18 protein-coding genes are annotated in these 18,828 nt (G+C 60.6%); 8 read left to right on the top strand and 10 right to left on the bottom strand.

Annotated features, from left to right (window positions below; all coding sequences use genetic code 11):
• Window positions 1–93: 93 nt before the first annotated feature.
• Window positions 94–1,677 (bottom strand): peptide chain release factor 3, encoded by a 1,584-nt coding sequence (locus tag CH92_RS16970; RefSeq protein ID WP_025242961.1) that lies wholly within the window; start codon window positions 1,675–1,677, stop codon window positions 94–96.
• A 587-nt stretch (window positions 1,678–2,264) separates the two neighbouring features.
• Here CH92_RS16970 and CH92_RS16965 point away from each other — a divergent pair.
• Complete coding sequence (locus tag CH92_RS16965; RefSeq protein ID WP_025242960.1) at window positions 2,265–3,428, top strand: type III PLP-dependent enzyme; 1,164 nt, start codon at window positions 2,265–2,267, stop codon at window positions 3,426–3,428.
• A 75-nt stretch (window positions 3,429–3,503) separates the two neighbouring features.
• Here the strand turns inward: CH92_RS16965 and CH92_RS16960 are convergent, their stop codons facing one another.
• Together CH92_RS16960 and CH92_RS16955 are read right to left on the bottom strand one after the other, a co-directional pair.
• Window positions 3,504–4,319, bottom strand: coding sequence for a tetratricopeptide repeat protein (locus CH92_RS16960; protein ID WP_025242959.1), 816 nt, complete (start codon window positions 4,317–4,319; stop codon window positions 3,504–3,506).
• On the bottom strand, window positions 4,320–5,000 hold the full coding sequence (locus tag CH92_RS16955; protein ID WP_025242958.1) for a Fe2+-dependent dioxygenase: 681 nt from the start codon (window positions 4,998–5,000) through the stop codon (window positions 4,320–4,322).
• A gap of 161 nt (window positions 5,001–5,161) precedes the next feature.
• Between CH92_RS16955 and CH92_RS16950 the strand changes: the two genes are divergently transcribed.
• On the top strand, window positions 5,162–7,444 hold the full coding sequence (locus CH92_RS16950; RefSeq protein ID WP_025242957.1) for a TonB-dependent receptor: 2,283 nt from the start codon (window positions 5,162–5,164) through the stop codon (window positions 7,442–7,444).
• A gap of 351 nt (window positions 7,445–7,795) precedes the next feature.
• Here CH92_RS16950 and CH92_RS16945 read toward each other — a convergent pair whose 3' ends face one another.
• From CH92_RS16945 to CH92_RS16925, 5 genes are all read right to left on the bottom strand, one after another.
• The gene (locus CH92_RS16945; RefSeq protein ID WP_235206162.1) at window positions 7,796–9,364 is read right to left on the bottom strand and encodes a sulfite reductase subunit alpha; all 1,569 of its coding nucleotides are present in this window, start codon (window positions 9,362–9,364) and stop codon (window positions 7,796–7,798) included.
• Between the two features lie 168 nt (window positions 9,365–9,532).
• Window positions 9,533–10,408 (bottom strand): DUF4198 domain-containing protein, encoded by an 876-nt coding sequence (locus CH92_RS16940; protein WP_025242955.1) that lies wholly within the window; start codon window positions 10,406–10,408, stop codon window positions 9,533–9,535.
• 29 nt (window positions 10,409–10,437) lie between these two features.
• Window positions 10,438–10,947, bottom strand: a complete 510-nt coding sequence (locus CH92_RS16935; RefSeq protein ID WP_025242954.1) for a DUF2271 domain-containing protein — start codon at window positions 10,945–10,947, stop codon at window positions 10,438–10,440.
• Between the two features lie 10 nt (window positions 10,948–10,957).
• Window positions 10,958–11,551: a PepSY-associated TM helix domain-containing protein gene (locus tag CH92_RS16930; RefSeq protein WP_025242953.1), complete on the bottom strand. Its 594-nt coding sequence runs from the start codon at window positions 11,549–11,551 to the stop codon at window positions 10,958–10,960.
• 265 nt (window positions 11,552–11,816) lie between these two features.
• Entirely contained in the window at window positions 11,817–12,509 is a 693-nt protein-coding gene (locus CH92_RS16925) for an SIMPL domain-containing protein (protein ID WP_025242952.1), read from the bottom strand.
• Between the two features lie 149 nt (window positions 12,510–12,658).
• On the opposite strand from CH92_RS16925, the gene CH92_RS16920 reads away from it, so the two are divergent.
• Together CH92_RS16920 and CH92_RS16915 are read left to right on the top strand one after the other, a co-directional pair.
• A complete protein-coding gene (locus CH92_RS16920) occupies window positions 12,659–13,912 on the top strand; it encodes an ATP-binding protein (protein WP_025242951.1) in 1,254 nt (417 codons plus the stop codon).
• Window positions 13,913–13,945: 33 nt separating this feature from the next.
• Entirely contained in the window at window positions 13,946–14,506 is a 561-nt protein-coding gene (locus CH92_RS16915) for a response regulator transcription factor (RefSeq protein WP_025242950.1), read from the top strand.
• Here the strand turns inward: CH92_RS16915 and CH92_RS22045 are convergent.
• Window positions 14,503–14,733 (bottom strand): hypothetical protein, encoded by a 231-nt coding sequence (locus CH92_RS22045; protein ID WP_025242949.1) that lies wholly within the window; start codon window positions 14,731–14,733, stop codon window positions 14,503–14,505. The two genes, CH92_RS16915 and CH92_RS22045, sit on opposite strands and share 4 nt — an antisense overlap.
• Before the next feature lie 42 nt (window positions 14,734–14,775).
• Here CH92_RS22045 and CH92_RS16905 point away from each other — a divergent pair, with 42 nt between their 5' ends.
• The 4 genes from CH92_RS16905 (at window position 14,776) to CH92_RS16890 (ending at window position 17,648) form a co-directional block, all read left to right on the top strand.
• Window positions 14,776–15,717 (top strand): AEC family transporter, encoded by a 942-nt coding sequence (locus CH92_RS16905; RefSeq protein WP_025242948.1) that lies wholly within the window; start codon window positions 14,776–14,778, stop codon window positions 15,715–15,717.
• A 173-nt stretch (window positions 15,718–15,890) separates the two neighbouring features.
• Window positions 15,891–16,871 (top strand): M23 family metallopeptidase, encoded by a 981-nt coding sequence (locus tag CH92_RS16900; protein WP_025242947.1) that lies wholly within the window; start codon window positions 15,891–15,893, stop codon window positions 16,869–16,871.
• On the top strand, window positions 16,864–17,208 hold the full coding sequence (locus CH92_RS16895; protein WP_235206161.1) for a hypothetical protein: 345 nt from the start codon (window positions 16,864–16,866) through the stop codon (window positions 17,206–17,208). The genes CH92_RS16900 and CH92_RS16895 overlap by 8 nt, the downstream gene beginning before the upstream one ends.
• Window positions 17,209–17,225: 17 nt before the next feature.
• Window positions 17,226–17,648 (top strand): bactofilin family protein, encoded by a 423-nt coding sequence (locus CH92_RS16890; protein WP_025242945.1) that lies wholly within the window; start codon window positions 17,226–17,228, stop codon window positions 17,646–17,648.
• A gap of 85 nt (window positions 17,649–17,733) precedes the next feature.
• Here the strand turns inward: CH92_RS16890 and CH92_RS16885 are convergent, their stop codons facing one another.
• Window positions 17,734–18,822, bottom strand: a complete 1,089-nt coding sequence (locus CH92_RS16885) for a calcium/sodium antiporter (protein ID WP_025242944.1) — start codon at window positions 18,820–18,822, stop codon at window positions 17,734–17,736.
• Between the last annotated feature and the right edge of the window lie 6 nt (window positions 18,823–18,828).

Genomic DNA, 18,828 nt, shown 5'->3' with positions numbered 1-18,828 from the left:
AGGCCGCAGTGTCTTGCCTCGCTGAAGGCCACTCCTGCAGGGAATTTCAGGCATTCTCGTAGGCACCAGGCCGGTGCCTACGAATGATCGCGGTCAATGGTGTTCGCGCGTCGCCCTGAACTTCACATCCGGCCAGCGCTCTTCCATCAGGCTCAGGTTGACCCGTGTCGGGGCGAGGTAGGTCAGGTGGCCGCCGCCGTCGACTGCCAGGTTTTCATAAGCCTTGTCGCTGAATTCCTTGAGCTTCTTTTCGTTGTCGCACTCGATCCAGCGCGCTGACCAGACGTTGATCGCCTCGTAGGCGCACTCGACCTTGTATTCCTCCTTCAGGCGGCTGGCGACGACGTCGAACTGCAGCACACCCACCGCGCCGAGGATGATGTCGTTGTTGCGCTCGGGGAAGAACACCTGGGTGGCGCCTTCCTCGGCCAGTTCCTGCAAGCCTTGGCGCAGCTGCTTGGATTTCAGCGGGTCCTTCAGGCGGACGCGGCGGAACAGTTCCGGGGCGAAATGCGGGATGCCGGTAAAACTAAGGTTTTCGCCTTCGGTGAAGGTATCGCCGATCTGGATGGTGCCGTGGTTGTGCAGACCGATGATGTCGCCGGCCCAGGCTTCTTCCAGTTGCTCACGCTCGCTGGAGAAAAAGGTCAGGGCGTCGGCGATGCGGATGTCCTTGCCGATGCGCGCGTGGCGCAGCTTCATGCCCTTTTCGTACTTGCCCGAGCAGATGCGCATGAAAGCGATGCGGTCGCGGTGCTTGGGGTCCATGTTCGCCTGGATCTTGAAGACGAAACCGGTGAACTTGTCCTCGACCGGCTCGACCACTCGCTCATTGGCCGCACGCGGTAGCGGGCGCGGAGCCCAGTCGACCACGGCATCGAGCACATGATCGACACCAAAGTTGCCCAGCGCAGTGCCGAAGAAAACCGGGGTCAGCTGGCCCTTGATGAACTCGTCCTGGTCGAACTCATGGCAGGCACCCTGCACCAGCTCGAGCTGCTCGACGAAGCGGTCGTATTCGTCGCCGATGTGCTTGCGCGCTTCGTCCGAGTCGAGCTTCTCGATGATTTTTACGTCGGTGCGCTCGTGTCCGTGGCCCGGCGTGTAGACGATGATGTAGTCGTCCTTGAGGTGATATACACCCTTGAAGTCGCGGTAGCAGCCGATCGGCCAGGTGATGGGGGCGGCCTTGATCTTCAACACCGCTTCGATCTCATCCAGCAATTCAATGGGGTCGCGGATGTCGCGGTCGAGCTTGTTGATGAAGCTGACGATGGGCGTGTCGCGCAGGCGGCAGACGTCCATCAGGGCGATGGTGCGCGGCTCGACGCCCTTACCGCCGTCGAGCACCATCAGCGCACTGTCGACTGCGGTCAGGGTGCGGTAGGTGTCTTCGGAGAAGTCTTCGTGGCCGGGGGTGTCGAGCAGGTTGATCATGTGCTCGCGATAGGGGAACTGCATCACCGAGGTGGTGATGGAGATGCCGCGCTGCTTTTCCATTTCCATCCAGTCGGAGGTCGCATGGCGGTCGGATTTACGCGACTTCACCGTGCCGGCCACGGCAATCGCCTTGCCCATCAGCAGCAGCTTTTCAGTGATGGTGGTCTTGCCCGCGTCGGGGTGGGAAATGATGGCGAAGGTGCGGCGCTTCGCGACTTCGGCGGCCTGAGAGGTCATGGCGGTCCCGGTATTGAAAGCGTGTCGGAAAAAGCCGGCGATTATAGCGCAAAGGACGTGCCCGAGCGTGCCCGTCAACGGGCCGCCAATCCGCAGCGGGGCGAGACAGAGGGAACATCGCCGCACTGCATCTGTCGGTTTGAAGTAAGGCAGGTTCGCCGACGCGGCAAAAAATGGAGCGAGTGCGGATTTTTCGTTGATCTGTAACAGCTGTGGTTCTAAAGTTCGCGCCCGAACGTCCATGCTGGCAACGATCCATCCGGCTCAAGTACTGACGACGAGAGATCAGTTTTTTCCAAGGCAATTGACAACGTAGCGAGCGAGGATCAGGCAAGGCAGAAGCCAGCGAGAAAGCGGAGTTTACTTTTGTAAATGAGCATTTCGAGGTGGGTTCTAACGCAGCTTGATCGAGCGCAGTAGTTGTCATTTGGCTTGGCTGTGATACTCGGCGACACTGCCTTGGGAAGTAGGCGAACCAAAGTGGGGAAACTGATCAGGCGTTCTTCTTAGGTCTGTCCGCTTCGTAGTGAAGTCGGGCAGACACTTGTCCCCAATCCGACTTTACGTTTCCCGATTTGGAGCCATGCATGTCGATCAAGATCGAAGATTACTATTCCCGACCTACCTTCCAGAAGATGAAGGACTTCGCTGACCAGCACGAAACACCGTTCGTGGTCATCGACACCCAGACCATCGACAAGGCGTACGACGATTTGCGCGCCGGTTTCGAATTCGCCAAGGTCTACTACGCGGTGAAGGCCAACCCGGCCGTCGAGATCATCGATCTGCTGCGCGACAAGGGCTCGAGCTTCGACATCGCTTCGATCTACGAGCTGGACAAGGTGATGTCCCGCGGCGTCGGCCCGGAACGCATCAGCTACGGCAACACCATCAAGAAAGCCAAGGACATCCGCTACTTCTACGACAAGGGCGTGCGCATGTTCGCCACCGACTCGGAAGCCGACCTGCGCAACATCGCCAAGGCCGCACCGGGTTCAAAAGTCTACGTACGCATCCTGACTGAAGGCTCGACCACGGCCGATTGGCCTCTGTCGCGCAAGTTTGGGTGTCAGACCGACATGGCCATGGACCTGCTGATTCTGGCCCGTCAGCTGAAGCTGGAGCCCTACGGCATTTCCTTCCACGTCGGCTCACAGCAGCGTGACATCTCGGTATGGGACGCCGCGATTGCCAAGGTCAAGGTGATCTTCGAGCGTTTGAAAGAAGAAGACGGCATCGAGCTGAAGATGATCAACATGGGTGGCGGCTTCCCGGCCAACTACATCACCCGTACCAACAGCCTGGAAACCTACGCCGAAGAAATCATCCGCTTCCTCAAGGAAGACTTCGGTGATGACCTGCCGGAAATCATTCTCGAGCCGGGTCGCTCACTGATTGCCAACTCGGGCATTCTGGTCAGCGAAGTGGTGCTGGTGGCACGCAAGTCGCGTACCGCCGTCGAGCGCTGGGTCTACACCGACGTGGGCATGTTCTCCGGCCTGATCGAAACCATGGGCGAAGCCATCAAGTTTCCGATCTGGACCGAGAAGAAGGGCGAAATGGAGGAAGTGGTCATCGCTGGCCCGACCTGCGACAGCGCCGACATCATGTACGAAAACTACAAGTACGGCCTGCCGCTGAATCTGGCCATCGGCGACCGCATGTACTGGCTCTCCACCGGTGCTTACACCACTAGCTACAGCGCCGTGGAATTCAATGGCTTCCCGCCGCTGAAGGCCTATTACATCTAAGCCTGACCCGTTGGGCCTCACCAACGCAAAACGCCGCGAAGTTCGCGGCGTTTCTGTGTCTGCTATTCAGCTGCGTTAGGCGTCGGATCCGAGCGGTTCAGGGCGGTTCGCTGCGATTTGGCGGGCGATCAGCCTGTCGCCCTGGTCACCGGTATCGGCGCAGCGGACCGCGTAGGCACTCGCAATATCGGCAATCGATTCGATTCTCGCTGTCAGCAGCTCATCCCGCGCCTTACGCAGAAACTTCAGGTGACCAAGCGCCAGTGCCTGAATCAGCCAATGGCGGGCTTCGTCCCAGCGTTGTTGACTGATGAGTACCGCAGCGTAGCTGTACTGACCGCGGAAATCGCCGCCCTCGGCGGAGCGGCGATACCAGTTCCAGGCAGCAACCTGATCAGCCGGCACCACCAGGCCTTCTTCAAGGTAGCGGCCCAGCAGATTCATCGACTTTGCATGGCCCAGTTCTGCCGCCTGGCGATACAGCCGTAGAGCCTGCGGCTGGTCCTGCGCCACGCCTCGGCCGGTAGCGAGCAGGTTGGCGAGGTTGTACATGCCCCAGTCGAGGCCTTTTTTTCCCGCCTTCTGATACTCACGGACTGCCGATGACGGATCCGGATCGCAACCCCAGCCATGCTCAAGGCAGCGACCAAGCATATTGTGCGCCATCGCGTTGCCTTGCGCCCGGGCGATGCGGAACCAACGAACGGCTAACCCAAGGTCACGCTGAATGCCGCGACCCTCCAGCAGGATTTGGCCGAGCATGACCTGCGCGTCCGCCAGGCCGGTTTCAGCTGCGGTGAGAATGGTCCGTGCGGCCTCGCGCGGCTCGCCCGCCAGCAAGTCGGGCAGCTGTTCCGAGGTGACCTCCTCACGACGGGATAAATAGCTCACTCAAACGTCCGCCCATCGACGCAGGAGGTTGTGATAGGTGCCGGTCAGCTGGACGAGGGAAGGATGATCCGGCACGTCGCGGGCCAGTTGCTGGATCGCCTGGTCCATTTCATAAAGCAGGGTGCGTTGACCATCATCGCGGATCAGGCTCTGGGTCCAGAAAAAAGAGGCGATGCGCGTCCCGCGGGTCACCGGCTCGACTTTGTGCAGGCTGGTCGCCGGATAAAGCACGAGGTCGCCTGCGGCGAACTTGACCCGCTGTGTCCCGTAAGTGTCCTTGATCACCAATTCGCCACCGTCGTAGTCATCCGGATCACTGAAGAACAGGGTCGAGGAAACGTCGGTACGGACGCGCTCCGGACTGTTCTTTACCTGGCGAATGGCGTTGTCGATGTGATAACCGAACGAGCCGCCTTCGCTGTAGCAATTGAATAGCGGCGGGAAGACTTTATGTGGGAGCGCGGCGGACATGAACTGCGGGTTCTGCCAGAGACGCTGCAACATCGCCTCGGAAATCTCTCTTCCAAGAGGCGAATCCTCTGGTAGCTGGAGATTGTGCTTGGTCTTTGCCGATTGATAGCCAGCGGTGACTTTGCCATCAGCCCAAGGGGCCTTCTCCAGCGCGCTGCGGATACGTTTGGCTTCATCGGAATTGAACAGAGCAGGGATGTGGAGAAGCATGGTCGGTTTATCGCATGGGCAGCTGAGGCGCAAATGGTAATTAGCCTCTGACCAGTTGGCGAGAGGCCAGGGAATATTTCAAAAATATTCTTATATGGAATTGATATTGATTATTGTTTGATCTAGATTTCGCGGCCTCCGACTTTTTAATGAGAACAATGATGTCGATGATGTCTTCGGATCGTTCTGCGACCCCTCGCCTGCTCGCCACCGCTGTAGGCGTTGCCATATCCGGTATGTCTGCTGCGCAATCGGCGCAAGCCGATCAGACCGAGCCCCTCAGCCTCGGCACCACAACGGTGACGGGCGACGCGCTGGAAGGTGACTACAAGGTCGAGCAGGCGCAATCATCCAAGTTCACCGCGCCGCTGCGCGACACGCCACGCTCGGTCACAGTCGTACCGCAGCAGGTCCTCAAAGACACCAACTCGCTGAACCTGCAGGACGCTTTGCGCACCGTGCCGGGTATCACCATGGGTGCAGGCGAGGGGGGCAATCCCACGGGTGATCGCCCATTCATCCGCGGGTTCGACTCGCAGAGCAGCATGTACCTCGACGGTGTACGTGACACCGGTGCCCAGTCACGCGAGATTTTCGCCGTAGAGGCAGTGGAAGTGGTCAAGGGTTCCGACTCGGCCATGGGCGGCCGCAACTCGGCCGGCGGCAGTATCAACCTGGTGAGCAAGAAGGCTCATCTCGGCAACTCGCTGGATGGTGGCTTCACCTGGGGTTCGGATCAGACACAGCGCTACACCCTCGATGGCAACTATCAGTTCAACGAGAGCACGGCCGGCCGCTTGAACCTGATGAAGCATGAAAACAACGTTGCCGGTCGTGATGCGGTCAACAACGACCGTTGGGGCCTGGCGGCGTCGCTGGCTTTTGGCCTGGGCACGCCCACCCGCGTGTTCCTTGATTACTACCACATGGAAAATGACGATCTGCCGGATTCGGGCATTCCCTACAGCTTGAATGCAGGATCCACCGCTGGGCGTACCTCAGCCAATCCGGATAAGCCGACCGATGGCGGCGACAGCAGCAACTTCTATGGTCTGACGGGGCGGGACTTCTCCAAGGGCCGTGCGGATATCTCGACGATCGCCATCGAGCATGATCTGAGCGACAACCTGACAGTGAAGAACACGCTGCGCCACGGTAGCTCGATGCAGGATTACCTCTGGAGCCAGCCGGACGACAGCAAAGGCAACATCCTCAATGATCAGGTGTTCCGCCGCGCCAACCAGCGCGTCAGCAATACCACCAGCACCATCAACCAGACCGAGCTGTTCGGCGAGGCCATCGTTGCCGGCTTCAAGAACAATTTCTCCGTTGGGATCGAGCTGGGCCGCGAAACCGTAGACCGTTCTGGGTACAGCCTGCCTGGTACCAGCGCCGGCACCTGTACTCCGGCGCTCGTGGCTTCCGGCGACTGCACCTCGCTATCGAACCCGAACCCCGACCAGGCCTATACCGGCTCCATTACACGTAATTACTACGGCACCGAGACCGATGCTGATACCCGCGCGCTCTGGGCATTCGACACGCTCGAGCTGACCGAGCAGTGGCTGTTGAACATGGGCGTACGCTACGACTATTTCGAAACCAGCGCCAAGACCAGCGCTGCAACCGGCGTTACCGAGATCGAAGACACCAGTGAGTTCGTCACCGGCCAGTTGGGGCTGGTCTACAAGCCGGTCGAGAACGGCAGCATCTATGTGTCTTACGCCACGTCGGCGACACCTCCAGGGTCCACGGTGGGGGAAGGTTCGGAATCCAATTCCCTGAACGACGGAAACGGTACAGCCGGCAGCATTCGCAGCGATATGGAGCCGGAAGAGACCACCAACTACGAGGTAGGCACCAAGTGGGACCTGCTTGATAACCGCCTGTCCCTGGGGGCCGCGGTATTTCGGACGGAGAAGGACAACGCGCGCGTATTGGCGTCCGATTTCACCTACGAAAACGTCGGCAAAACCCGTGTCGACGGCTACGAGCTGACTGCTACCGGTCGCCTGACGCCGAAGTGGAACGTGTTTGCCGGATACAGCTATCTCGACAGCGAGCTGGTCGAGGGCGGTGCCGTTGGCAGCCGCGCGGGTGCAGTGTCAAGCCAGGTGAATCCGGACAACGGCAATCAGTTGGCGAACACACCGAATCATTCTTTCAGTCTGTGGACCACTTATGACGTGACCGACAAGCTGGCTGTAGGCGGCGGGGCGTTCTATGTCGACGAGGTATATGGCAATACCGCCAATACGGTGATGATTGATTCGTACTGGCGCTACGACGCGATGGCCAGTTACAAGGTCAACAAGAACCTCGACTTCCAGGTCAATGTGCAGAACCTGACCGATGAGACGTACTACGACAAGGCTTACAGTGCACACTACGCTAGCCAAGCCGCAGGCCGCACTGCATTGTTGAGCACCAACTTCCACTTTTGATCGATGCTTGAAGCAGGGGCCATTCACGCCTTGAGACGATAACGATGAACCCCGCCAATGGCGGGGTTTGTTTTTTCGTGCTGCCGAGTTTCGTGTTTAGTCGTGAAATCACGGCTGCGACGTCGAGATCGAAAGCTGCGACGCCTGAAGTTATACAGTCGTGACGTCCGCTGCGGCTCGTTTGCAGATCCGAATCGTGCATGCCGTGGCTGGTGCAAGCGCGCAGATTTATACGCTTGATCGCCTCATCGGGAGCTGCTTCGCATGGAGCGTCTGTTACTGCAATCCAGTCATCCAATCGCCAAAGATGGCTCTCGCTCCTATGGATCGCAAAGCTGTAGAACACAGGAATCAATAGAGGTCCCGTCGGTAGCGGCCCTGGTCAGTCAGATCCTGCAGCACTGCCTCGCCTAACATGCCAGCGAGAAACTTTTGCACGTCGCGGCCCATGCCTTCGAGGCTCCCGCATACGTAGAGGGCGGCGCCTTCGTTGATCCATTGCCGCAACTCATCTGCCGCATCACGCAGCAGGTGCTGGACATAGACCTTTTCCGCTTGGTCGCGGGAAAACGCCAGGTCGATTCGCTGCAGATGACCGGACTGAACCCAGCCGTCCAGTTCGTCGCGCAGCAACTGGTCGTGCGCGGCGCTGCGCTCACCAAACATCAGCCAGTTACGCGATCCCGGTATAGCGGCACGTTCATGCAGGTGCGCGCGCAGCCCCGCCAGCCCCGTCCCATTACCGATAAGAATCATTGGCCGTTGCGGATCTGTGCCATGGAAACCGGGGTTGGAGCGGATGCGCAAGTCGATCAGGCTGCCAGGCGCAGCGTGCTGACAGAGCCAGCCGGAGCCGAGCCCTAGACGTCCGTCCGGGTAACGGGCCTCGCGCACCAATAGCTGTACATGCCCCTCGGCCGGAATCGAAGCGATGGAGTATTCACGGTGGGGCAGGCGGGGGAGCGCCAGCAGCGTTTCTAGGGTGCAGCCGGACAACGCACTGGGTTCTGGCGGTAGGCGACGCGAGGCGAGGGCCGCAGCCAGTGATTGCTTGTTTTCGACGGGATGTGACGGGTCGAGGCCGAGTTGCCGAAGCAGATGCTGCATGTCCGATTGCGCGTGACGTGGTCCGACCTCGGCGATGTCACCCGCTTGCCAATACGGCATCTCTCCTTCGGGACAAAGCGTCAGCTGAAAGACCGGCGCGCCCTGGCTACCCGGGTTAAGCAGTGTTCGGCTCAGCAATCGCCAAGGCCGGTAGGGCGCGGGCTGCCAGTCGGTGAAGTCGCTGCGACCGCAGAGGTGAGCCAGCTGGTGCTGCCAGTGGCGCAGCGTGCCGGGATCGGCGCGGTCAGCCTCCAGCCGATCGAACAGCGGCAGCGCACCCAGTGCGCGCAGGCGGCTATCGATTCTTCGGGCGAAGCCGCAAAAGTGGGTGTAATGCTGATCGCCCAGTGCGAGCAGGGCAAACTCCAGAGAAGACAGGTCGAGTGATTCGCGCAACAGACGTTGCTCGAAGCGAGCCGCATTGTCCGGCGCTTCGCCTTCGCCGTAGGTGCTCAGGATGAACAAGGCGCGGCGTGACTTGCTTAGTGTGGTCAGATGCAAGGTGTTCAGGCGGCGGACATCCACCTTCACGCCGGCATCGCGCAACTGCTCGGCGCTGCGCTCGGCCAGTTCGCGTGCCTGCCCGCCCTGGCTGGCATACCCGATGAGCAGCATGTCGGGCGCCAAAGCGGAATGAGTGGGTTGCGTACGCGTGCGGTGGTTGCGCCAGAGGTGCAGGCATATGCCGGCGTATGCCATGACGACCAGCAGTGCCGAGACGCTCCGGGGCGGTTGCCACCAGAACAGCCCTGCGGCGAGTGACAGGCACGCCAGCAGCGGGGCGTAACGCAGGAGCACGGTATTGCGGACCAAGGTAGCCGTCTCCTGGATCTGGCTGTCGATAATCAGGGTTGCTTGTGTGACGCCGTTGCGGCTGCATGTGCGGACGATGTGGCGTCCGGCCACATTGAGCGCTACAAGACGTTGCGAACGAGACGTGCCCGTAGCGACAGTTTTCGCCGCCGCTACGGCGCTGCAGGATTACTGCGGAAGCACTTCAAGTGTGGCGCTGTAGCTGGCACGGCGTTCGGTAGCCGGCTCGGTCACGCCTTTGTCGGTCTTCAGCTCGGCCTCCAGCCAATACATGCCGGCTTCCGGCCAGGTGATGCTGATCTTGCCCTGAGCGTCGGTCTTGGCTTTGATTTCACCCAATTCGTCGCGGTAGCGGTTGCCGCCTGGGATCACACTGATCTCGACGTCAGCGGCCGGCTGTCCATCGAGCAAAAAGACGAACTCGGCCGCCTCGCCTGCGAACAAGTCGTTGGGGTGCGTGACCGGTGATAGCTCGAGGCCCTTGCCAGTAGGTTTCAGCACCTCTTTAGTGGGGTTGCCGGATGTGACGAAGACTTCCATGCGAGAGCTGCTCTGAGCGACCTTGAGGTCGTCGGCCTTGCTGGGGACGTCCTTGGCGAAGCTGTCGGCTTTGCCCATCCAGCGGTGGGGCTTGCCGTCCTCTTTCCAGCTTGCAAACAGGCCGTCATTGGCGACGGCCAGCTTGTACGTGCCCTTTTGCGTCAGGTGCAAATCGAAGGTGCTGCGGTAGCGTCCCAGGTTGCCGTTTTCGGCTTTGAGTGAGGAGCCATCCGGCGCGATCAGTTGCAGCTCCGGTACGGGCCGCGGACGCATGCCCGGTGGGCCGCCGGCTGAGGCTTTATCGAGATCGCCGATGCCCTTGAGGCGCAGCGGGAAATGTTCGAAGTAGAACAGATCGTTGGAAACGGCCGCGTCTACGGTGATCCAGGGATCCTCGCCGGAGAGGACAGTAGCGGATGGCAGCATCCAGGCGCGGTGGGCCTGGGCGGACAGTGGCAGGCAGACGGCCAATGCCAGAGCAGTCCATTTGATCATCGGTTTCATCGCGTGGTTTCCTTGATTCAGACGTGAGTTCAGGGATTGAGGGTGAGAGAAACGGCGCCCAGCTCGCTTTCGCCCTGGGCTTGATGGGTCTGCTGCGTCGAGGCGGGCCAGCTGAACGGAACACGTACCAGCTCGCGGCCGCCGACTTCGCGTGCGGCTTCGACCACTAGCCGATAGTCGCCCGGCGGCAAGTCCTTTAGCGGGGCCTTGCTGTCGTCAAAGGACAGGGTGTGGCTACCGACGGCACGGGTGGCGGCACTGACGCCGTCCACCGGCAATTCGAGGCTGCGTCCGCTGCGACGCCACCACTGACGCAAATCCTTCAGCCATTTCTCGCCTTCCTTGTCCTTCATTTTCCCGTCGTACCAGACCGCCAGGTCGGCTACATGACTCTGATCGGTTTTTTCCAGCCATATCGCAACGTAGGGGCGGTGATACTCGGCGACCTGCAATCGTGGAATTTCAACGGATACCTGCAGATCGGCGGCCAACAGCGGGGCGCAGAACAGCGTGAGTGGCAACAGCAGGGATTTATGCATCGCAGGTCCTTTAGTGAATGAATAGCAGGGCCAGCAGGACAGGAATCACCAGTCCCAGCCCGACCAACGGCCAGGTGCTGGGGCGTCCGCTTGCGTGCCGTTGCAAGAGCAACAGGCCGGTGAGACTGAAAATGACGCAGGCCGCGGCAAAGATGTCGATGAACCAGCTCCAGGCCGTGCCGGTATTGCGGGCCTTGTGCAGGTCGTTGAGGTAGGAAACCCAACCGCGGTCGGTGGATTCGTAGAGCAGCTCGCCGCTTTCCAGTTCGAGGCTAAGCCAGGCATCGCCACCGGGGCGGGGCAGGGCGACATAGAGCTCGCCATCGGTCCACTCGGCGTCCTGCTCGTCGAGCTCGAGGCTAAGTTCGCTTTCAAGCCAGCGGTGCAGCGCGTCTGGCAAACCGGCTTCGGGCGGTTGTGTCTGCAGTTGTTGCTGCAGCGCTTGTGGAAGCCTGGCCTGGTGCTCGGTAATCCTCGGCTTCGCCTCGATTTGCGCCGCATGATTCAGCGTAACGCCTGTGACGGCGAACAGCAGCATGCCGACCAGGCACAGTGCGGAGCTGATCCAGTGCCATTGGCGCAAGGTGCCGAGCCAGAGTTGCATGAATGTCCTTGGTGACGAGAGCGACGGCAGGATTCTAATGAACGTTCCGGTTCAAACGCTAATAATTTACAGAGGACATACATTCGCGTTAACGAGTGACGCCGGAGCGGCGTTCGCAACGTCGAGAGCGATGCTCATTTGCTAATGCAGGCCGCGTTCGAGCGTGCCGCGATCCAGGGAGAGGTATGTGTCGCTGTGGGTGACAGCTTCATGTGCAAGCAAGCCGAGGCTGCGTGGCCTCGGCGTGCCAGTATGGTGGTGTCGATCAGGGCATCTGCACTTCGATAACGCCGTCGGCGCTGACGCTGACCTGGCGAGTGCCGGCTTCAACTTCTGGCGTCGGCATCGAATCCATGCTCTTCATGGCGAAGTTGCGCATCACCGGCTGATAACCGCCGCCGCTGCCCAGGTTGAGGCTGACGATGCGGTAGTCGGCGCCACCCAGTGCTTCTGTGGCCAATTGTGCGCGGGCACGGAAGGCAGCAACGGCATTCTTGAGCAGGGCGTCTTCATTCTGCTTGCGGATCGCGTCGGACACGCTGAACTGCATACCGCCCATTTTCAGGTCCTGCATCAGTTCCCCGGTCAGCTTGGACAATGCGGCGAAATCACCGCTTTCCAGGCGCAGCTCGGCGCGCTCGCGCCAGGCGGTGATCTGCTGGCCTTTTTCCTCATAGACCGGATAGCTGCTGCGACTGCCCTGGCTGACCACGATGCCTTTCGCCTGGCGAGCACGTTGCAATGCCTTATTCATGGCCTGGGTGGTTTGCGCAGCCAGTTGCGCCGGATCTTCATGCTGGGCCTCGCTGTACAGCGTGACATGCATGCGGTCATGAGCGACCTCGCTGCTGGCCTCGGCATGCAGCGAAATCTGGTTGTAGTGTTGCTCGTCGGCGACAGCGGGAAGGCAGGTGATGCAGGCCAGCAGCGCAAGGCTGCGGGGGGCAAGTACGAACATGAAAACTCCTGAATTCGATAGCACCAGCGGTGCGGCGCAGAGACTTTAGCGGGTTGACGGGCGCTCTGCAGATTTTCGTGCGTCGCGTTGCCGCAGCTCAGTCGTCGTTCAGGCAGCTTGGTTATACTCGCGACTCCTTTGGAGCACCCATGTACGCATCCGTTCAGCTGCTGTCGGCCAGTCGCCAGAATCTTCGTCTGCTTACCCTGATCCGCATCCTCGTGCTCGCTGCTCAGGCGGGCGCGGTGGGGCTCGCCTACGCTACCCAGCTGTTCGGTCTGCCATGGTTTCACCTGGGGGTCACGCTGGCCGTCTCTGCGCTGATCTGCCTGGGCACCGCGCTACGGCTGCGTGGGCCTTGGCCGGTGACCGAGCTCGAATACGCCGTGCACCTGGGCACCGATCTGCTGATCCACAGTGCACTGCTTTATTATTCGGGCGGCTCGACCAATCCCTTCGTCTCTTATTATCTCGTACCGCTGACCATCGCTGCGGCGACCTTGCCATGGCTGTATTCCGTGGCATTGTCCGGCTTGGCGCTTGCGGGGTACACCTTGATGCTGGTGTGGTACGACCCGGTCATCGTGCCGCCAGTCGATCGCACCACGCTGTTGGTCTATGGGATGTGGCTGAGTTTCGCGCTGGCAGCGGCGTTGATCACCTTTTTCGTCGCGCGCATGGCCGAGCAGTTGCGTCGCCAGGAACAATTTCAGGCCCAGCGGCGCGAAGAAAGCATGCGTGATCAGCAATTGCTGGCCGTGGCCACACAAGCGGCTGGCGCTGCCCATGAGCTGGGGACGCCCTTGGCGACCATGAGCGTGCTGCTCAAGGAGCTGCGCCAGGACTACCAGCAGCCTCAGTTGAATGAAGACCTAGCGCTGCTGCAGTCGCAGGTTCAGCTGTGCAAGGAGAGCTTGCGCCAACTGGTGCGGGCGGCTGAGGCGGACCGGCGTCAGGCGGTCGTCGAACAGACCGTGCGCGAGTGGGTCGAGTCGGTGCTGCAGCGCTGGCATCTGATGCATCCGGAGGCCACGTATCGTTTCCAGTGCCTGGGCAAAGGCACCTCGCCGCGCCTGATGCCTCCGGCGGATCTGGGACAGTCGCTGCTCAACCTGCTGAATAACGCCACCGATGCCAGCCCGGACAATCTGGACATCCGTCTGGACTGGGACGCGCAGTGGATCAAACTGACCATCCGAGATCACGGAGCGGGCGTACCGTTGGCCATCGCCGAACAGATCGGCAGACCCTTCATCACGACGAAGGGCAAGGGCTTCGGCCTCGGCCTGTTTCTGAGCCAGGCCAGCGTTACCCGCGCCGGCGGTACGGTGAAGCTCTACAATCACGAAAACGGTGGCACCCTGACCGAGTTGCGCTTGCCGCATGGTTCGGTGCGGGCCTGAGTCTGACGTGATCACAATGCGAGGAATGCGAACATGACCGAAGAGTTGCAGCACGAAGGCGAAGATCAGCCTCATCTGCTGCTGGTGGATGACGACCCCACATTTACCCGTGTCATGGCGCGAGCCATGAGTCGTCGGGGTCTACAGGTCAGCATCGCCGGATCGGCCGAAGAAGGCCTGGAGCTCGCGAAGCAGGAATTGCCTGACTACGCGGTGTTGGACCTTAAGATGGAAGGCGATTCCGGACTGGTCCTGCTGCCCAAGCTGCTCGAACTGGACCCGGAGATGAAGGTATTGATTCTCACCGGTTATTCGAGCATCGCCACCGCTGTCGAGGCGATCAAGCGTGGCGCCTGCAACTACTTGTGCAAGCCCGCCGATGCCGACGATGTGCTGGCGGCATTGCTTTCCAAGCATGCCGATCTGGATACGCTGGTGCCGGAAAACCCGATGTCGGTGGATCGCCTGCAGTGGGAGCACATACAGCGCGTGCTCGCCGAGCATGACGGCAATATCTCTGCCACGGCGCGCGCTCTGGGTATGCACCGGCGGACGTTGCAACGCAAACTGCAGAAGCGTCCGGTAAGGCGTTAAAGAAGCAGTGTCTGAAGCTTGAAGCGGGTCGACTGGCGGCTCGCATGCACAGTAGCGGCAAGCGGAAAGAAAAGTTTGGCGGAATTCAAAACGGCCCGAAGACTTTCCAGCTTCCAGCTTCCAGCTTCCAGCTTCCAGCTTCCAGCTTCCAGCTTCCAGCTTCCAGCTTCCAGCTTCCAGCTTCCAGCTTCCAGCTTCCAGCTTCCAGCTTCCAGCTTCCAGCTCATAAGCGACTACCATAGGCGGCGTCTCTGCGGCCGAGCCCATCCATGCTTTCAGTTGCCATCCAGACCCTGGGTATTACCACCCCGGTCTTCGTCATGCTGTTTATCGGTGTAGCGCTCAAGCGGCTGGGCTGGATCGACGCGGCCTTTATTCAGACCGCTTCGGCCCTGGTGTTCAAGGCCACGATGCCGACGCTGCTGTTCATCTCGATCATTCGAGCCGATCTGGACGCCGCGCTGCAGCCGACGCTGTTGGCCTATTACGTCATTGCCACCGTGACGACTTTTTTTCTGGCCTGGGCCTGGGCGCTCTGGCGCTGCCCGCTGATAGACCGTGGCGTCTATATTCAGGGGGCGTTTCGGGGCAATAACGGCATCGTTGGTCTGGCGCTGGCGACCAGCCTCTACGGCGACTACGGGCTTTCGCTGGGTGGTGTCCTGGCAGGCGTGGTGATACTGGTCTACAACAGCTTGTCGGCATTGATTCTGGCTATCTACAACCCGGACGGGCGCGCCAGCGCCGACGCCATCCTGCTCAGCATCCTGCGCAACCCCTTGGTCATCGGGGTGACGGCGGCCGTCCCCTTTGCCTATTGGCAGATCCCGCTGCCGGACTGGCTGATGACTTCGGGCCAGTATTTCGCGCAGATGACCCTGCCGTTGGCGCTCATCTGCATCGGCGGCACGCTATCGCTCTCGGTGCTGCGTGAAAGCAGTCGCATTGCGATGAGTTCGAGTCTGATGAAAATGGTCTGGCTGCCCGCGCTGGCGACAGTGGGAGCCTGGCTGTGCGGCTTTCGCGGTGCGGATCTGGGCATTCTGTTTCTCTACTTCGCTTGCCCGACGGCCTCGGCCAGCTTCGTCATGGCACGGGCGGTGAACGCCAATCATCAGCTGGCCGCGATCATCATCGTAATTACCACACTGATGGCGGCGCTGAGCATCAATGTCGGGCTCCTCCTGCTCGGCTGGCTAGGCTGGATCTAGCCCAGCCGGTCGGGATTGTGATCGATTTCGGCTTTCGGACGATGAGACGCTCTGAAATGGTCTTAATCGGACAATAGGCCTCAGAAAAAACTAACCGCTTCCGACACATTAGTCCTGGATGACCGATGGCTGCCTGCCTGAGGTTGGCCGCCTTGTTTCCGGGGGAATGCATGATGTCGTTTTTCATACCTTCGAGCCGTTCGCTGACCCGCGATGCTAATCGTGTCGTAAGCCTGCGCCGCAAGCTCGCCCCGGGGCTGGCCTTGTTGCTGCTGGTCAATTTCGGAACCTTTGCCGGCGGCGTCTGGATCGGGCGAGATATGGGCTCCGTGGAGGAATCCGTCCTTATGGGCGAGCCTGGCCTGGACAGTGAGGGTCGTTTCGCCATCGCGCGCGTCGGCAAGGTGGTAGGTCGGTTGAAATCGCTGCAGTCGGATGTGCTCGCGCTGCAGGAAATGATGGGTGAACAGCGCATCCTGAATGAGCAGCTTTCAGCCCTCGACCCAACACTGTTGCCACTTCTGGTGCCGGAGCAACCGGCCGACAGCTCAGGGCAGGGCGGTATCTTGCTGCCGCCACAAGGCTGCTCGAATGAGCTGTCACTGAAGGCCGATAGCGTATCGCTGGATGATCTGCAGCGCACCGAGACCTCGGCGCGCTGTTTGCGGGTGGTACTCGACGGGATGATGCAGCGCGTGGCCGAGCGCAACGCCGCGCTTATGGCGATTCCATCGCGCCGTCCTGTTGGTGCGGCCCGGCTGGGGTCGGCCTATGGCAACCGAATAGACCCGTTCAGAAAGCAGGCTGCCTTTCACTCGGGAGTGGATTTTGCGTTGCGCTCCGGTTCCGACGTGCACGCCGCGGCCGGAGGGCGGGTTCGCTTCGCCGGTACCCGTGGCGGATACGGCAAGGTGGTAGAGATCGACCACGGTAATCAGCTCATGACTCGCTACGCACATCTGTCGCGAAGGTACGTGCGAGCGGGAGATCTGGTGACGCCAGAGCAGCGGATCGGCGCCGTGGGTTCCACAGGCCGCTCCACCGGCCCGCACCTTCATTTCGAGGTGCTGCACAACGGCCGATTCGTCGACCCGCAGCGCTTCCTCGCCCTTGGCGATTTTGAACGTGCCGACGATGCTCAGGCTGATGATTAGAAGGCCCAATACCCGCGAGCTGGTGCGTGCCGAACACCGCCTGCTGGCCGCTCGCCCCATCCGCCCATGGCTTTTGGTTTGCGCGACGATGCTCTGCCTGATCGCCGCCTTACTGTACTTACGCAACCATGAAAACGCCGCGCACGAACAGCGGCTTGCCACACTGGTCGCTGAAAGTCAGGCGCTTCAGGACGCACTCGAGCAGGGCCGCTTGCAGCGCCAGGAAGCCGAGGCGACGCAGGAGCAACTGCTCGGGCGCATCGCCCTGCTATCCGCGCAGATCGAGCGATTGCAGACTGACCTGGCGTTCTTCCGGCAGCAGAAGAAAGCCCGTTAATGATTCTGGAGTAGATGATGTTCAACAAAAAGAAGGCGGTGCGAGTCAGCATCGACCAGTTCTCAAGCCTGATTTCCGGCAATGTCTCGTTGGTCGGGGACATGGAGTTCGAGGAAGGGCTGAAAGTCAGTGGCACGGTGAAGGGCAACGTATGCCACAAGCCAGGAACCCATAGCCTTCTGGCGCTGAGCACTGATGGGCGAATCGAGGGTGATGTCAGCAGTTACGATGCGCTGATCGACGGCACCGTCGTTGGGGACCTGGTGGTCGAGCATCTCCTCGAACTGCATTCCAATGCGAGGGTGCAGGGCAATATCCGTTACCGCCAACTGAGCATGGAGAACGGTGCCGTGGTCGACGGCACGCTGCATCGGATGGGTGACGAAGAAGAGACCGCACAGGTGGTTGAGCTGCCGCGGTTGCAGGTTCGCGAAGGTTGATTGACGCGGCCATCGAGCAACGCGGCCGGCTTGCGGCCCGTCGCGGCGCGTTTGGCGATCAAGTCACCCAGAAAGCGCTATCGGTTCAGCGCTGTTTCCGCCAAGCCCGGCTGGCAATCACCAGCAAGGTCACCAGGGTAAGCGGTACGGCATAGCCAATCATCGCGTCGCCAAACGTCTCGGCAAACGGTTGCCCGGTGCTCGCCATCACCAGATAGAGCGTATAGGCGACGTAATAGGCCAGAAATAACAGGCCTTCCCAGCGGTTGATGCTATAGCCGGTGAAAAAGATCGGTAGGCAAGCCAGGGCCACGGCGATCATGACCGGGAAGTCAAAGGCCAGCGCGTTGGCGGCCACCCCGATCGCTTCCGGCGATACCAGCGAGGCCAGTCCCAGTACGCATAGAAGGTTGAAGATATTGCTACCGACGATATTGCCCACGGCGATGTCGCGCTCTCCGCGGATGGCCGCGAGGATCGAGGTGGCCAGCTCCGGAAGCGAGGTGCCGACGGCAATTACGGTCAGGCCGATCACCAGTTCCGACAGACCCAGCGCGCGCGCCAGCGATACGGCACCTTCCACCAGAAAGTGGGAGCCGGCCACCAGCAGCACCAGCCCACCTATCACCAGTCCTGCATTGATCAGGCTGGCGTAGGGCTTGGGTTGGGCACTGAGGCCGAATTCTCTGGCGAACTCATCATCGGCCGTTGCGGCTGCACTGGCGCGACGGCTGCTGATGATCAGGAACAACGTATAGCTGACAACCAAGGCAAATAGCAGCGCGCCGTCGAGCCGGCTCAATGCACCGTCCCAGGCCAGCGCGTAGGTGAGCAAGCTGGCGCCGATCATGATCGGCACATCGAGACGAATCAGCTGACGGGATACGATCAACGGCGCGATCAGTGAAGTCATGCCGAGGATCAGCAGCACGTTGGCGATGTTGCTTCCGAGCACGTTGCCGATGGCGATATCGCCGCTGCCATTGATCGATGCCTGCACACTTACCGCCGTCTCCGGAGCACTGGTACCGAAGGCCACGACGGTGAGGCCGATGATCAGCGGCGGAATGCCGAACTGCGCCGCCAGCTTGGCCGCGCCGCGCACCAGCACCTCGGCGCCAGCAACAAGAAGCACCAGGCCGGCGATCAAATAGACGAATGTCATCAGGGACACGAAAGG

This window comes from Stutzerimonas stutzeri (assembly GCF_000590475.1).
GTDB classification, from domain to species: domain Bacteria; phylum Pseudomonadota; class Gammaproteobacteria; order Pseudomonadales; family Pseudomonadaceae; genus Stutzerimonas; species Stutzerimonas stutzeri_D.
Note: the sequence above shows the minus strand (reverse complement) of the source record. Positions and strands in the feature narration are given on the sequence as shown.

Bases quoted from the DNA above. Each gene is read 5' to 3' on its own strand.
- CH92_RS16970 (WP_025242961.1), bottom strand. From the start codon at position 1,677: ATGACCTCTCAGGCCGCCGAAGTCGCGAAGCGCCGCACCTTCGCCATC.
- CH92_RS16965 (WP_025242960.1), top strand. From the start codon at position 2,265: ATGTCGATCAAGATCGAAGATTACTATTCCCGACCTACCTTCCAGAAG.
- CH92_RS16955 (WP_025242958.1), bottom strand. From the start codon at position 5,000: ATGCTTCTCCACATCCCTGCTCTGTTCAATTCCGATGAAGCCAAACGT.
- CH92_RS16950 (WP_025242957.1), top strand. From the start codon at position 5,162: ATGTCGATGATGTCTTCGGATCGTTCTGCGACCCCTCGCCTGCTCGCC.
- CH92_RS16940 (WP_025242955.1), bottom strand. From the start codon at position 10,408: ATGAAACCGATGATCAAATGGACTGCTCTGGCATTGGCCGTCTGCCTG.
- CH92_RS16935 (WP_025242954.1), bottom strand. From the start codon at position 10,947: ATGCATAAATCCCTGCTGTTGCCACTCACGCTGTTCTGCGCCCCGCTG.
- CH92_RS16930 (WP_025242953.1), bottom strand. From the start codon at position 11,551: ATGCAACTCTGGCTCGGCACCTTGCGCCAATGGCACTGGATCAGCTCC.
- CH92_RS16925 (WP_025242952.1), bottom strand. From the start codon at position 12,509: ATGTTCGTACTTGCCCCCCGCAGCCTTGCGCTGCTGGCCTGCATCACC.
- CH92_RS16920 (WP_025242951.1), top strand. From the start codon at position 12,659: ATGTACGCATCCGTTCAGCTGCTGTCGGCCAGTCGCCAGAATCTTCGT.
- CH92_RS16915 (WP_025242950.1), top strand. From the start codon at position 13,946: ATGACCGAAGAGTTGCAGCACGAAGGCGAAGATCAGCCTCATCTGCTG.
- CH92_RS22045 (WP_025242949.1), bottom strand. From the start codon at position 14,733: ATGAGCTGGAAGCTGGAAGCTGGAAGCTGGAAGCTGGAAGCTGGAAGC.
- CH92_RS16905 (WP_025242948.1), top strand. From the start codon at position 14,776: ATGCTTTCAGTTGCCATCCAGACCCTGGGTATTACCACCCCGGTCTTC.
- CH92_RS16900 (WP_025242947.1), top strand. From the start codon at position 15,891: ATGTCGTTTTTCATACCTTCGAGCCGTTCGCTGACCCGCGATGCTAAT.
- CH92_RS16895 (WP_235206161.1), top strand. From the start codon at position 16,864: ATGATTAGAAGGCCCAATACCCGCGAGCTGGTGCGTGCCGAACACCGC.
- CH92_RS16890 (WP_025242945.1), top strand. From the start codon at position 17,226: ATGTTCAACAAAAAGAAGGCGGTGCGAGTCAGCATCGACCAGTTCTCA.